We start from the raw sequence: 14,037 nt of genomic DNA, 5'->3' as shown, positions 1-14,037 counted from the left end.
ATAATAGGAATATTGAGAATATAGAAGGGGGAACTAGGGACGGCATGAAAAGAATCATCAGTTTCATCGTTACCGTACTCGTGGTCACCGCCATCATGGCAGTATCGAGCCCGGGATTGTTAAAAGACGTTCGATTAGGTTTGGATCTAAAGGGCGGCTTTGAAATCCTTTATGAGGCTGAGCCATTAATGGAAGGCCAGCAGGTGACAAAAGAAGCCCTGCAGGAGACCGCTAAAAGTTTACAAAAACGTGCAGACGCATTGGGAACTACCGAGCCGGAGGTAACACCGGAGGGGACAAACCGTATTCGTCTGAAGGTTGCAGGTGTGACCAACGAGGCTGAGGTCCGCAAGACGATGAAAGAACCAGCAAACCTAACGTTCCGAAGTAATGATGGCTGTAAAGAGGGAGAAGAATTTTGCAAAATTGAGCTTCGTGGTGACGATTTTGTAGAGAACGGAGCCTCTGTTGCTTATGATAGCTTAAACCAGCCAATGATCGACATCAAAGTAAAAGATAAAGCCCAGTTTGCTGAAATTACAGAACGTCTTCTTGGACAAGAACTGGCTATTTTTATGGATGACGAATTGCTGTCTGCTCCGACCGTTAGAGCTGTTTTGACGGACGGAACTGCGCAAATTACAGGGAATTATTCACTTGATGAAGCCAAGAAAATTCGTGATACAATTAACCTCGGTGCACTGCCGCTGAAGTTAACGGAGAAGTACTCCCAAAGTGTAGGAGCAACCCTGGGAATGGAATCACTCAACAAAACGCTTCAGGCAGGTTTGATTGCATCTGCATTAATTCTGCTGTTCATGATCGGTATGTATCGGATTCCAGGCTTGGTTGCAAGCTTTGCCCTTATTGTGCACACTTGGGTTCTTATACTCATCTTTGTGTTAGCAGACTTTACATTGACATTGCCTGGTATTGCTGCGTTCATACTCGGGATCGGGATGGCTGTGGATGCGAACATCATCACATATGAACGGATCCGTGAAGAAATGCGCAGTGGAAAGAGTGTTTCCTCTTCTGTTAAAGCAGGTGGTAAATCCTCATTCCGTACGATTATGGACTCCAACATAACGACAATTATCGTTGCGGCAGTCATGTTTGCATTCGGTACAGGCGGGGTTAAAGGTTTCGCGCTTGTATTGATCCTGGAGATTCTCGTAAGTATTGCGACGAACGTATACTTCTCCCGTTTCTTGCTCAATTTGCTTGTTAAGATGGGTTGGGCTAGCAAACCGAAGCATTTCAGGGTAAAGGAGAGTGACATACGTGCGCTTTAAAAACTTTGATTATGTAGGCGCCAGTCGGTACTTTTATACGTTCTCGATTGTTCTGACCCTTGTGGGCGCGATTTTTCTTGCTACCCTAGGATTAAATTACGGTGTTGATTTCCGTTCAGGCTCCAATGTGGATATTACTACAACGAAGCCGATAACTGTAGACCAGCTTACTCCGGTTCTGAAGGAAGCTGGGATTGAAGAAGAAGCCAGTGTTACACCAGGTGATAATCGCGTAAATATCCGGTTTAGCCAAGTGCTGACGGAGCCTCAGGATCATGCTTTAAAGGCCGGCGTTCAGAAGCTGGACAAGGATGCTTCGTTTGAAGTGAATACAGTCGATCCTGAAATGGCTAAAGAGCTTGGGCAAAATGCTATTTATGCAGTATTGTTATCTTGTATCGGGATTATTATCTATGTCACCATTCGCTTTGAATGGCGATTTGCGATTGCAGCCATTGTTGCGCTTCTGCATGATGCTTTTGTCGTGATCAGTATATTCTCCATCTTCCGTCTGGAAGTGAATTTGACTTTTATTATCGCCATATTGACGATTATCGGTTATTCGATTAACGATACGATTGTAATCTTTGACCGTATTCGCGAAAATATGCGGTTCGCTAAGATCAAGAAGTATTCTGATCTGGTTGAAGTCGTTAATCGCAGCTTGTCACAAACCATTGCGCGGTCTCTATATACCGCTTTGTCGGTGTTTATTGCAGCTTTCTTCATGTTTATCATGGGTGGAGAATCGATTCAAATGTTCTCGCTTGCAATCGTAATTGGTTTGTTGTTCGGAGCTTATTCTTCAATTTTCATCGCCAGCCCGCTTTGGCTGCTGTTGAAGGGTAAAGATGTGTCAAAGCATAAAACAGCAAAGCCGAAGCCTACAAAATCAGACATCTAATCATTAAAAGCATGATTAACAACAGCATGATTTAATATTTCATGCAGAAAGCCGCGTCGTAGGCGACGCGGCTTTCTAAGTTAGCAGCATATGCGTTATAGAGCATAGCTGAGGGGGGCCTCATGTGAATAACGAACGTTTGTCACATACGGATACAGCCATTTGGACCGGCATTATAAGCAATTTTAGTATAGCTATAGTCAAGGGAATCGTCGGATACATTTCCGGCAGCAGGGCCTTGATGAGCGATGCTATGCATACCGCTGCTAATGCTGTGTCAATACTTGTGGACCGTTTGCCGATTGTTGGGGGTGTGAAGCGATCTGACCATAAGGCACTAAGGGCGTCTGGACAACCTGCTGTTCCATTTATGTCTATCATATTTTCGGTAATCATCCTGATGGGTGGTCTGCAAATTGCCGTTTCCGCTATAAGGGACATTTCGACGGGGATACCAGAGACTCCAAGTGAGCTGGCGCTTATAACTGTGTTAATATCACTTGGCGTGAATGAAATCATATTTCAATATCATGTTCGTCAGTTTAAGAAAGATGATCGCCAGTTGGAGGCTCATTCCGAAAATCATCGCTTTGGGTTGTACTCATCATTGATTGTTCTGATTGGCCTTTTCCTTTCCTGGGTTGGACCCACTTTCAAAGTGCAGGTATTGCTATATATGGATTCCATTGCTGCCCTTATCGTATCCGGGTTGGTGTTCCGGCAAGGCTACAACCTGATCGTTCGCTGCGTAAATGGTTCAAGCTCTGATATACTGCAGCATAACAATCATGCTGATTATCTGGATACGATTCAAAGAGTGCATGGTGTCATTACAATCGAAGACTTGAGGGTACAGGAATTCAGACAAACACGCCAGGGCCAGGTTAATCTGGATATAAAGGTTAGCGTAAATCCACGTATTACCGTTTGGGAAGCACATGAAATAGCGGGGCGGATCAAAAATCTTTTGCTGCACCGATTTGTACACATTTCCGATGTAAACGTGGTTGTAGTTCCTTATGAGCCCGGATATCCTTATAAATCTAATTATGATTTGGTGGATAATGATCTGCCGACACTACCGCAGTAATAATACAACTAGATCGGCAAAAAGGTGCTGAAGTGAGAAGAAAGGTGAACGACTGTGCTATATTCCAAGTACAAATGGCAAATGCTATCTCCTGATGAAGAGATGTCCACACTGCTGGAACAGAAGCTCTCAGTGTCTCCTCTGATAGCCTCTCTTATGACAACTAGAGGAATTACTTCTCCGGAGGAGGGGGAGTTGTTCTTGAACGGGGGCTTCGAACTGACACATGATCCCTTCTTAATGTCCGGTATGAATAAAGCAGTTCCTCGAATCCGTAAGGCATTAGAGGAGCAAGAGCATATTCTGATCTATGGAGATTACGATGCTGACGGTGTGTCCAGTACTTCACTCATGATCTATCTGATGCGCTATCTTGGCGCTTCCTATGATATTTATATACCGCATCGCTCTAACGAAGGTTACGGACTCCATAATCATGCGCTTGACTGGGCTCATCAGCAAGGCGTGAGCCTTGTCATTACTGTTGATACAGGAATAAGTGCCGTTGAACAAATCGCTTATGCCAGCGAGCTTGGAATTGATGTAATTGTAACTGACCATCATGAACCTCCAGAACAGCTTCCTGATGCGTATGCGCTGATTAATCCTAAAATTCCTTCTTGCCCTTATCCTTTTAAGGGATTGGCTGGGGTTGGGGTAGCCTACAAATTAGCTCAAGCTCTTATAGGAACTCCACCTCAAGAATGGCTCGAGATTGTTGCCATCGGTACCATTGCGGATCTGATGCCGCTGACGGGTGAGAATCGAATTTTGGTGAAGAATGGCCTGCTCTCCATGCAGCAAACTTCATTTGTCGGGATAAGGGCCCTTCTTGAGGTGGGCGGTGTGAAAGTAGATCAGGTAACTGCACTCAATGTAGCTTTTGCCATGGCACCCCGAATTAATGCCAGCGGACGCTTGGATCATGCCGGCAGAGCTGTGACCTTGTTGACAACACATGACCAGAAAAAAGCTGAAGAGCTGGCATGGGAGCTGGATGCATTGAATAAGAAACGGCAGCAGGTTGTGGAGGAAATTGTTCAAGAGTCCATGGATATGATTCATAATCGCTTTGGATATGATGAGCTTCCGCCTGTTATCGTTCTTGCAGGTGAGGGTTGGAATGTAGGTGTCGTAGGAATCGTAGCCTCCAAAATACTGGAGCGGTTTTACAGACCGGTTGTGGTACTTGGGATCGATCCGGAGACCGGGAATTGCAAGGGGTCTGCTCGCTCTATTGCAGGGTTCGATATCTATGCAGCCCTTCATTCCTGCAAGGATTTGATGCATCACTTTGGAGGGCATCCTGCAGCAGCAGGAATGAGTCTTCACAGGGATCAATTAGAGGAGTTTGAACAGGGATTATGCAGGTTTGCTGATCATGTATTGAGTGAAGAACATTTTATTCCTGTACATCAGGCTGATCTTGAGTGCCATATTGCCGATGTTCCACTTAAGGTCATTGATGAGCTGGAGATGATGGGGCCTTTTGGGATGTCTAATCCGGTTCCGAAAATGGTCTTTCGAAGTCTTGAAGTGAAAGAAACCCGTAAAATGGGCAAAGAAAACAAGCACTTAAGGCTGCGTTTTCAACAAAACGGTAACCAGCTTGAGGCCGTTGCTTTTGGTTTGGGCTATCTGGCCGACGTGCTGCCGGAAGGTACAAGGGTGGATGTACTGGGTGAGCTGTCTGTGAATGAATGGAACGGAAATCGGAAACCGCAGCTGATGATTCAGGATTTATCTGTCCCTTACCAGCAGGTGTTTGATTACCGTGGTTTAGAGGAGCCTTTGCGGGAAGTAAAACGGTGGAGAGAGGCGCTTGTGCCGCATATACATTGCTCTGCTTCTCGCTCTGCGATCGTATTTGCACAAAATTCACAAGATACAATAAAAAGTCATTTGTATGATATGTCCCTTTGGGTATATGATAGGAATGCTGGCATTTTGCCGATGAATCCAGTTGCTGAAAAAGGCGGCTGTGAGTCGATCTCCGTGTTGTTTGTGCTGGACGCTCCGGAGACACCGGGACAGCTTGACACATTGCTGTCATCGTTTCGCTCCGTGCCCAATATATTTTTGCTGCATCCGGTCCGCAGCAAGCGAGATGTATTGCAAATACCGACTCGGGATCAGTTTAAAAAGCTCTATATTATGCTTGCCGGTATAGGTACTCAGCCAGTGTCCGAGGAAAAAGTGATTGCGCAGATGAACAGGCAGTCTTCCCTTTCACCGAGAATGCTGAAAAAAGTGCTTGATGTGTTCGAGGAACTGGTGTTCATCGAGCGGTCTGAAGGAATGATAACCTTTATAACGAAGCCGGATAAAAAACCGCTTGATGCTTCCCGTCATTTCAGGGAGCTGAATGAGTTAGCAGATATGGAACAGCATTTGCTGTATGCAAGTACCGCACAACTAACCGATTGGATGAAAATCCGGTCACAAGGTGCATCGTAACAACGTCAGTGATCTGACCTAGGAGGAGATATTAGTGGATTATAAAGATTATATTCGTGTCATTCCTGATTTTCCACAGCCAGGAATTAGCTTTAAGGACATTACTACGCTGCTTAAGAATGGTGAAATGTACCGCAGTTCAATCAATGATTTAAAAAATATGGTTGAGCATCTCAAAATTGATGTTATTGCGGGTCCTGAGGCTCGTGGATTTGTAGTAGGAGCCCCCTTAGCATATGCTTTGGGCGTTGGTTTTACACCAATTCGTAAGAGCGGTAAGCTGCCATATGAAACGATTGAAGTGGGTTACGATTTGGAATACGGTAAAGACCAATTGGCAATGCATATTGATGCGATTGAAAAGGGCCAGAACGTTTTGATTGCAGATGATCTGCTGGCTACAGGCGGAACGATTGCTACTTCCGTGAATTTGGTTCGCCAGCTAGGCGGAAATGTTGTAGGAGCAGCGTTTATGATTGAGCTTACAGAGCTTAATGGCCGCGAGAAGCTTGATGGAATTGATGTCTTTTCACTTATGAAATATGAATAATCGGGCTAAATCATAGCGATTTTTCCCGGGAAATAATAAATAAAAGCCTTTCGGTAGCTAAACTACCGAAAGGCTTTTATGATGTCAGGGATAAGATGAGATTAATTCGCAGTCTTCTCAGCTGCGGTTTGCTCATCCGCTTTTTCATTTGATATCCCCAATATGTCGAAAAGTTTAAACAGGATTGCAAGCAGCACGCCAACGATTGTAGCTAATGCCATTCCCTTAAGTTCTGTATTGCCGATCTTGATCGAAATTCCGCTGATACCAACAACAAGCACGAGGGTAGCAAGAATCATATTACTTGCCTTAGAGAAATCAACACGCTGCTCAACAAAGATCCGTAGACCTGAAGCAGCAATTACACCGAACAGAAGCATTGATACGCCGCCCATGACAGGCCTAGGTATATTAGCGACGATGGCAGAGAACGTACCTGAGAATGAAAGCAGGATAGCAATAACAGCTGCCCCGCCAATGACCCGTACAGAGTAAACCTTGGTTAGTGCCATAACGCCGATATTCTCACCGTAAGTTGTATTTGGTGTTGAGCCTACAAAGCCAGACAGGATTGTCGAAATACCGTTACCGAGGAGTGAACGATGAAGGCCAGGATCTTTCGAAAGATCTTTACCAACAATATTACTGGTTACGAGAAGGTGTCCGATATGCTCTACAATTACGACAATAGCTACGGGGATAATGGTGAAAACAGCTGCCAAATCCCATTCGGGTGTAGTTATCTGGGGACTGGAGAAGAAGCTGGCCGAGGTGATTTTTTCAGTATCCACGATACCCATAGCAAAAGATAATGCATAACCGGTTACGATACCGATCAGGATATGTATGATTTTGGGGAAACCGCGGAATAAAATCGAACCGAAAACTGTAACGCCAAGAGTAACTAATGAAATGGTTATGGTTGTAGGATCCATCGACCAATTGGCGGCTTCTGCAGGATCGCTTGGAGGAAGGAAGCCTGACATGTCAGCTGCGACCGGAACCAATTCCAATCCGATCATCGCAATAACTGCGCCCATGACGGCCGGAGGGAATGCAAAATCAATCCAGCGGGTGCCTGCATACTTTATGATAAGAGCAATAAGACAAAAGATGATACCTGTTACAATAAAGGCTCCTAGCGCTTTGCCGTAGTTCTCGGCCGGATTACCAGCGATTACAATACTTACGGGTGCAATAAATGCAAAGCTCGAACCCAAATAAGCTGGAATCTTTCCTTTACATAAAAAAATATAAAGCAAAGTACCGATTCCGTTCATCAGCAGGATCATACCAGGATCCACACCGAAAATATTCGGTACGAGTACGGTGCTTCCAAACATGGCGAACAAATGCTGAAGGCTCAGCAGGAAACCAGGGCCAAACGGAAGCTTTTCATTTACTTGAATTTCGCGTTGCAAACCAATTCACTCCTTAAGGATTTTTTAATCACATAAGCCGTTCATTCATGATCTTTAATAGATTAAATACAAACGGTTTCTTTTTCAATAGCAATTTTTAATAATTCGCCAAAAAATACACTCTTGTAAAATATTAACGGAAATGCTCGAGAAATCGAAATTGAATTACGAGAAAGCCTGACGTTAAGCCCATTTACCTGGCGTGTAGTGTTGACGTGAACAACCGTAAGCGTCATAATGAAAAGAAAACATACGATAAGGGAACCTGCACGTTTAGACAAAGGGCGGGTTCTATTTTATATAGAAAGGGAAGAGAAGGACTAAGAATGGGCATAGAGCGATTACTCGAAAAGGCTGGCGCCTATATAAAAGAACCCGATCTTCTTCGTATTCAGGAAGCTTATGAATTTGCGGAGCAGGCTCATCATGGACAGGTGCGGAAATCGGGAGAACCTTATATTCTCCATCCGCTTGCTGTGGCTGACATCGTTGTCAATATGCAAATGGACACGGAGTCTATTATTGCTGCGCTATTGCATGATGTTGTTGAGGATACCACGGTATCCCTGGAGCAAATCCGTGCGAAGTTCGGCGATACGTGCGCTATGTTGGTAGATGGGCTTACCAAACTGGAACGGATAAAGTTTGGTTCTAAGGAAGAACAGCAAAATGAGAACTACCGTAAAATGTTTATTGCAATGGCCAGGGACATCCGTGTGATTGTTATTAAGCTGGCAGACCGTCTTCATAATATGCGTACATTAAAGTACCAGTCGGAAGAGAGTCAGCGCCGTATTTCCCATGAAACACTGGAGATTTTTTGTCCGATTGCGCACCGTCTCGGTATTTCAGCTATCAAATGGGAGATGGAGGATATTGCGCTCCGTTACTTAAATCCGCAGCAGTATTACCGGATTGCGAACCTGATGCACAAGAAACGCGCAGAGCGGGAGCAGTTCATCGACAATGTAATCAACCGGATTCAAGAGAAGCTGGACGAAATGGGAATTCGGGCTGAATTGTCTGGCAGACCGAAGCATATTTACAGTGTTTACAACAAAATGTCTGTCAAGAATAAACAGTTTAACGAAATTTACGACCTTTTGGCGATTCGCATCATTGTGGATAATATTAAGGATTGTTACGCAACCCTGGGTATTATTCATACTTTATGGAAGCCGATGCCGGGGCGGTTTAAGGATTACATCGCTATGCCTAAGGCAAATATGTACCAGTCTCTTCATACCACGGTAGTTGGACCGAATGGTGAACCGACCGAGGTGCAGATTCGAACGGTTGAAATGCATCGCACTGCCGAGTTTGGTATTGCAGCCCACTGGGCATATAAAGAAGGAAACGGGACGGGTGATTTTGACAACAAAATGACCTTTTTCCGTGAGATTCTTGAGCTTCAACATGAAGCGAAGGATGCTTCGGAGTTTGTAGAATCACTTAAAATGGACTTTTTCTCCGATCTGGTGTTTGTGTTTACACCAAAAGGTGAGGTTATTGAGCTCCCTGCGGGATCGGTTCCGCTCGATTTTGCGTATCGTATTCATACGGAAGTCGGCAACCGTACAATCGGGGCCAAGGTTAACGGAAGAATTGTTCCTCTAGACCATCAATTGAAAACCGGCGATATTATTGAAATCCTGACGTCAAAACATTCATATGGACCGAGCCAGGACTGGCTTAAAATTGCTCAATCCTCTCATGCCAGAAGCAAGATCAAGCAGTGGTTCAAGAAAGAGAAGCGTGAAGAGAATGTCGAGAAGGGCCGGGACATGCTGGAACGTGAATTAAAGCGTCTCGGTGTTGATCCATCTGCCTGGATGTCTGATGATAAGTTAATTGAGGCTGCGAAGAAATTTGCATTTAATGATATCGAGGATATGCTGTCAGCGATTGGTTTCGGAGGCATAACAGCTGCCCAGATTTGCACTAAGTTAACGGAGAAGCTTCGTAAAGAGCAAGAAGAAGCCAGCTTGCTTGAGTTAACCAGTGAAGTGAAAGAAATCAAAGCACCACCTGAGAAACGGAGCCGTCCAACAAACGGGGTTCGCGTCAAGGGGATAGACAATCTGCTTGTCCGGTTTGCAAGATGCTGTAACCCGGTTCCTGGAGATGAAATTGTTGGTTATGTAACGAGAGGGCGCGGTGTTTCTGTGCATCGGGCAGACTGTCCGAATCTTCCGGCAACGGGAGATGATGAGGAGTCAGCACGTGTAATTGAGGTGGAATGGGAATCTTCTGTTGAAGCGAATTACAGTGTGGATATTGAAGTGACCGGACATGACCGTAACGGGCTTCTTAATGAGGTGCTTCAAGCTGTATCGGAGAGTAAAACGAATATTTCAGCTGTAACAGGTCGATCCGACAAAAATAAGATGGCCATGATTCACATGACGATTCTGATTCGCAATACGGATCACCTTCATTCGGTTGTTGAGCGAATTAAGCGTGTGAAGGATGTCTACACCGTTCATCGAATCATCCAGTGAGGGGGTTAATCATTTATGAAGGTTGTTATTCAACGATGCAAGAACGCTCAAGTTTCGGTTAATGAAGAAATTGTAGGAAGCATTGGTCAGGGGCTTATGGTACTGGTTGGTGTAACCCATGAGGATGAGGAGAAGGACGCCAAATTTTTAGCGGACAAGGTTGCTGGTCTGAGAATATTTGAGGACGAGCAGGATAAAATGAATCTCAGTGTCCTTGATGTTGGCGGGGCGGTTCTTTCCGTATCCCAATTTACGCTTTATGGTGATTGCCGTAAGGGAAAACGTCCTAGCTTTATGGCAGCGGCCAGACCAGAACAGGCAGAAAAGCTGTATGATGTATTTAACCGTGAACTGGCTGCAAATGGGTTACATGTGGAAACAGGCGTGTTTGGAGCCATGATGGATGTGTCTCTCACGAACTGGGGGCCTGTAACCATCATTGTAGATAGTCGTAATTCATAATTGATATCAGGGTGGAGTGAGGAACAGACGCATAGTTTATGTATAACCTGGACATGCTGTGAAACAGGGGAATCAGCTGAATCACAATGTTAAGGAGTAATCATAAATGCGACAATCTCCTAAATCTGCCCGCTTTCGTGAAGTTCCACTGCTTGAGTCTAGTGGAGTTAGAGAAACGGAAGATCTGAGTCGGTCTGTGCTGCATCCTCCTGATCCGTTATGGAAGATGGATGTGAAAGCTAGTGGCCTGGTGTTACTACCGAGAGGATAAATCCAGGAAGCTGCCAATATGGCGGCTTTTTTTCTTGTCTAAATCGTGCTGTTTCTTCATTATATGCTAAAAACCCCTGTTATAAAAAAAGCTCAGTAGGGTAATAAGAAAACGAGGACAAAAGCGAAAGGAGACTTAACATAATGAGTAGAGTAGCATTTTTGCTAGCTGATCAATTTGAAGATTCCGAGATGCAAACTCCTTACGAGGAAGTGAAGAAAGCCGGTCATCAGGCTGATATTATAGGTCTGAAACAAGGCCAGGAGGTAAAAGGAAAACAGGGTAAGGTTACTTACACCATTGATAAAGCAATTGCTGATGTAAATGCTCAGGATTATGATGCAGTGGTTATTCCAGGCGGATCTTCTCCGGAAAATTTGCGTCTGGATTCCCATATTTTAAAATTTGTCACGGAGGCTGACAAAGCGAACAAGCCGATTGCCTCCATCTGTCATGGTCCGCAAATTTTGGCCAGTGCTAACCTCTTGAAGGGGCGTACCATCACATCATATCCTCCGCTTCAAGATGATATGGTAAATGCGGGTGCCGAGTTTAAGGATGAGGAAGTTATTGTTGACCGCAACTTTATTACTTCACGTACACCTAAGGATGAGCCGGCGTTCGTGCGTGAGCTGCTGAAAGTGCTGTAACAATAAATTTCTGGTTGGGCTTGTTCAGGCAACACCGGATTTTCAACATATTTTTTATAAAAAAGGAGGAATGGACATGTCTAAACAAATTCAAGCTTATTTCAGGACAGAGAGTGAAGCTGAAGGAGCAAGAACATCGCTTCAGACGTATCATGTTGATCAATTAGAAGTAGGGCAGCTTCAGGAGTCATTAGGTCAAAGACCCAATCTTATTGTACCACTCGTTCCATGGAGCCTTACTGGCACTGGCGGTGGTGCAATGGGGACTGGAACGGCTACGGGTACAATAGGAAACGGACCAGGGGCAGTTGTACCTGTGGTCCCTCGTCCTGATGATGTTCCAGAGGCAGATCGTGATGATTGGGTAGATGGAGATGCTTTATCGGATTCAGACTACGATGATCTGAAATATGTTTTATCATGTAAAGTAAGTGATGCGGAATATGAGGAAATCGTTCAAGTATTGCGAAGAAAACATGCTTATGTTGAGCGTTTTGAATAATACCTGCATTGATCTATGAACAGCTATTTCTAAGAGACCGCCTTCAAGCTTGTAATATAACTGTAATATTAGTATTATGATTCCTTAATATAAGCTGTTTATAATAATAGCATGACCCCCTTTTTTATATAATGGTTTGGACCTACAACATCGGTTTGTAGGTTTTTTTCTTTTTTATGGACAATTCAGCGGAAGTTTCTTGACTTTAGTGCGGCGGTTCATTACAATCAAGAAATATAATGTTTTGGGTACAATAAATATTGATACTGATTTGATGACGGGACCAAGTACTCCATCCCCACAAGAACAGAGAGGAATCCCACTTAGGCTGTAAGGATTCTCTTGATGAGTGGACGAATGACTTCCCCGAGAACAGACGGCGAAACGATGTATCAGATGTATTGGTATAGGAATGAAGTAGCCGATTCTGCGCTGCCGGGCGTTATCCGGGTTGAAGCGGAGTAATCCTCGTGTAACATGATCCTTAAAACGATCATGCTTGGATGTTCCGGAATGTGGGTGGCACCACGGGAGATATCTGTTGACTATAATCTCTCGTCCCTGTTGTTGTATGAACAACGCGGGGATGAGGGTTTTTTTGGTTTTTCTGAAGAGAAACATAGAGATCACAGTCCTCTGCTGAAGTAGATTGGCAGGACTGATGGAGGGATGAACGATGGCGAATATCAAGTTTGAGAAACCTACTGGTACACAGGATTTTTTGCCGGGTACGGTTGAGAAATGGCAGTCTGTTGAAGAGAAGGCAAGGGATCTGTGCCGTCGCTACAACTACCGGGAAATCCGCACACCGCTGTTTGAGCAGACATCTCTGTTTGAACGCGGCGTTGGGGAAACGACGGATATCGTTGAGAAAGAAATGTACACCTTTACGGATAAAGGTGACCGCAGCATGACGCTTCGCCCGGAGGGAACAGCCGGAGTGGTGAGAGCTTATGTTCAAAATAAATTGTACGGTGAGCCTGATGTAACCAAACTGTATTACATCGCTCCCATGTTCCGCTATGAGCGTCCACAGGCAGGCCGCTATCGTCAATTCCACCAGTTTGGTGTTGAAGTGTTTGGAGCCGCTAGTCCGGCGGTAGATGCGGAAGTGATTTCGCTAGGTTATACGTTTACGAAAGAGCTCGGACTTCAAGGCGTGAAGGTAGAGATCAATTCCGTTGGAACTCCAGAGGTGCGGGCAGCATATCGTGACCGATTATTATCCTTCCTTATGCCGATGAGAGATAACCTGTGTTCAGATTGCCAGTCCCGGATGGAGCGGAATCCGCTGCGTGTACTGGATTGCAAGAAGGACCAGGACAAGTTCGACGGGGCGCCTTCCATTCTGGATAGTCTGGATGAAGAGTGCAGTACCCATTTTGAAAAGGTAAAGGGATATCTGGAAGGCATGGGTGTGGAATATGAAATCAACCCGCGTCTCGTTCGTGGTCTCGATTATTATACCCACACAGCTTTTGAATTTAAGGCTCAGGGCATCGGAGCGATTGACACCGTGGGTGGCGGTGGCCGCTTTAATGGCTTGGTAGGTCAATTCGGCGGGCCTGATCAACCGGGGATTGGTTTTGCATTTGGACTCGAACGGATTATGTTGATTCTTGAACATCAGAACATCGAATTGAACGCAGTCAAGCCGCTGGATGTATATCTTGTGGCACTCGGTGAAGCAGCTGAAGAGGAAATTACAAAGCTGATCTACAATCTGCGCAGTGCAGGTTTCTCCGCAGAACGTGACTATCTTGGCCGCAAAATGAAAGCCCAGATGAAATCAGCTGACCGTCTGCAAGCTCGTTATACTGCGATCCTCGGAGAGGATGAGCTGGCTCGTGGAGAAATCGCGCTGAAGTCAATGGAGACCGGCGAGCAGCGCACCGTGAAGTTGGAAGATTTGCACAAAGAAATCGTTTAGCCTG

12 protein-coding genes are annotated in these 14,037 nt (G+C 45.0%); 11 read left to right on the top strand and 1 reads right to left on the bottom strand.

Annotated elements, in window-relative coordinates; genetic code table 11:
- Positions 1 to 44 precede the first annotated feature (44 nt).
- The 5 genes from secD (at position 45) to BN1234_RS18540 (ending at position 6,296) form a co-directional block, all read left to right on the top strand.
- The gene (secD, locus tag BN1234_RS18560) at positions 45 to 1,295 is read left to right on the top strand and encodes a protein translocase subunit SecD (protein ID WP_054958138.1); all 1,251 of its coding nucleotides are present in this window, start codon (positions 45 to 47) and stop codon (positions 1,293 to 1,295) included.
- On the top strand, positions 1,285 to 2,199 hold the full coding sequence (gene secF / locus BN1234_RS18555; protein ID WP_054958137.1) for a protein translocase subunit SecF: 915 nt from the start codon (positions 1,285 to 1,287) through the stop codon (positions 2,197 to 2,199). The genes secD and secF overlap by 11 nt, the downstream gene beginning before the upstream one ends.
- Positions 2,200 to 2,323: 124 nt before the next feature.
- A complete protein-coding gene (locus BN1234_RS18550; RefSeq protein WP_054958136.1) occupies positions 2,324 to 3,289 on the top strand; it encodes a cation diffusion facilitator family transporter in 966 nt (321 codons plus the stop codon).
- Between the two features lie 54 nt (positions 3,290 to 3,343).
- Complete coding sequence (gene recJ, locus BN1234_RS18545) at positions 3,344 to 5,746, top strand: single-stranded-DNA-specific exonuclease RecJ (RefSeq protein WP_054958135.1); 2,403 nt, start codon at positions 3,344 to 3,346, stop codon at positions 5,744 to 5,746.
- 34 nt (positions 5,747 to 5,780) lie between these two features.
- A complete protein-coding gene (locus BN1234_RS18540; protein ID WP_054958134.1) occupies positions 5,781 to 6,296 on the top strand; it encodes an adenine phosphoribosyltransferase in 516 nt (171 codons plus the stop codon).
- 101 nt (positions 6,297 to 6,397) lie between these two features.
- Here the strand turns inward: BN1234_RS18540 and uraA are convergent, their stop codons facing one another.
- Positions 6,398 to 7,717 (bottom strand): uracil permease, encoded by a 1,320-nt coding sequence (gene uraA, locus BN1234_RS18535; protein WP_054958133.1) that lies wholly within the window; start codon positions 7,715 to 7,717, stop codon positions 6,398 to 6,400.
- Between the two features lie 326 nt (positions 7,718 to 8,043).
- Between uraA and BN1234_RS18530 the strand changes: the two genes are divergently transcribed.
- The 6 genes from BN1234_RS18530 (at position 8,044) to hisS (ending at position 14,033) form a co-directional block, all read left to right on the top strand.
- The gene (locus tag BN1234_RS18530; RefSeq protein WP_054958132.1) at positions 8,044 to 10,218 is read left to right on the top strand and encodes a RelA/SpoT family protein; all 2,175 of its coding nucleotides are present in this window, start codon (positions 8,044 to 8,046) and stop codon (positions 10,216 to 10,218) included.
- Between the two features lie 15 nt (positions 10,219 to 10,233).
- Positions 10,234 to 10,680 (top strand): D-aminoacyl-tRNA deacylase, encoded by a 447-nt coding sequence (dtd, locus tag BN1234_RS18525; protein ID WP_054958131.1) that lies wholly within the window; start codon positions 10,234 to 10,236, stop codon positions 10,678 to 10,680.
- Positions 10,681 to 10,786: 106 nt separating this feature from the next.
- The gene (locus tag BN1234_RS22330; RefSeq protein ID WP_156337271.1) at positions 10,787 to 10,951 is read left to right on the top strand and encodes a hypothetical protein; all 165 of its coding nucleotides are present in this window, start codon (positions 10,787 to 10,789) and stop codon (positions 10,949 to 10,951) included.
- Between the two features lie 143 nt (positions 10,952 to 11,094).
- On the top strand, positions 11,095 to 11,601 hold the full coding sequence (locus BN1234_RS18520) for a type 1 glutamine amidotransferase domain-containing protein (protein ID WP_054958130.1): 507 nt from the start codon (positions 11,095 to 11,097) through the stop codon (positions 11,599 to 11,601).
- A 76-nt stretch (positions 11,602 to 11,677) separates the two neighbouring features.
- Entirely contained in the window at positions 11,678 to 12,103 is a 426-nt protein-coding gene (locus BN1234_RS18515; RefSeq protein ID WP_054958129.1) for a hypothetical protein, read from the top strand.
- Between the two features lie 685 nt (positions 12,104 to 12,788).
- Positions 12,789 to 14,033, top strand: coding sequence for a histidine--tRNA ligase (hisS, locus tag BN1234_RS18510; protein ID WP_170308084.1), 1,245 nt, complete (start codon positions 12,789 to 12,791; stop codon positions 14,031 to 14,033).
- The last annotated feature ends 4 nt before the right edge of the window (positions 14,034 to 14,037 follow it).

The organism is Paenibacillus dakarensis (assembly GCF_001373415.1).
Classification (GTDB): Bacteria; Bacillota; Bacilli; order Paenibacillales; family Paenibacillaceae; genus Paenibacillus_AQ; species Paenibacillus_AQ dakarensis.
The sequence above is the reverse complement of the archived record's forward strand: the minus strand, read 5'-3'. Positions and strand labels throughout refer to the sequence as shown.

What these genes read in the sequence shown, in the direction of transcription:
- secD (WP_054958138.1), top strand. Translation starts at nt 45, where the DNA reads ATGAAAAGAATCATCAGTTTCATCGTTACCGTACTCGTGGTCACCGCC.
- BN1234_RS22330 (WP_156337271.1), top strand. Translation starts at nt 10,787, where the DNA reads ATGCGACAATCTCCTAAATCTGCCCGCTTTCGTGAAGTTCCACTGCTT.
- BN1234_RS18530 (WP_054958132.1), top strand. Translation starts at nt 8,044, where the DNA reads ATGGGCATAGAGCGATTACTCGAAAAGGCTGGCGCCTATATAAAAGAA.
- dtd (WP_054958131.1), top strand. Translation starts at nt 10,234, where the DNA reads ATGAAGGTTGTTATTCAACGATGCAAGAACGCTCAAGTTTCGGTTAAT.
- BN1234_RS18520 (WP_054958130.1), top strand. Translation starts at nt 11,095, where the DNA reads ATGAGTAGAGTAGCATTTTTGCTAGCTGATCAATTTGAAGATTCCGAG.
- BN1234_RS18515 (WP_054958129.1), top strand. Translation starts at nt 11,678, where the DNA reads ATGTCTAAACAAATTCAAGCTTATTTCAGGACAGAGAGTGAAGCTGAA.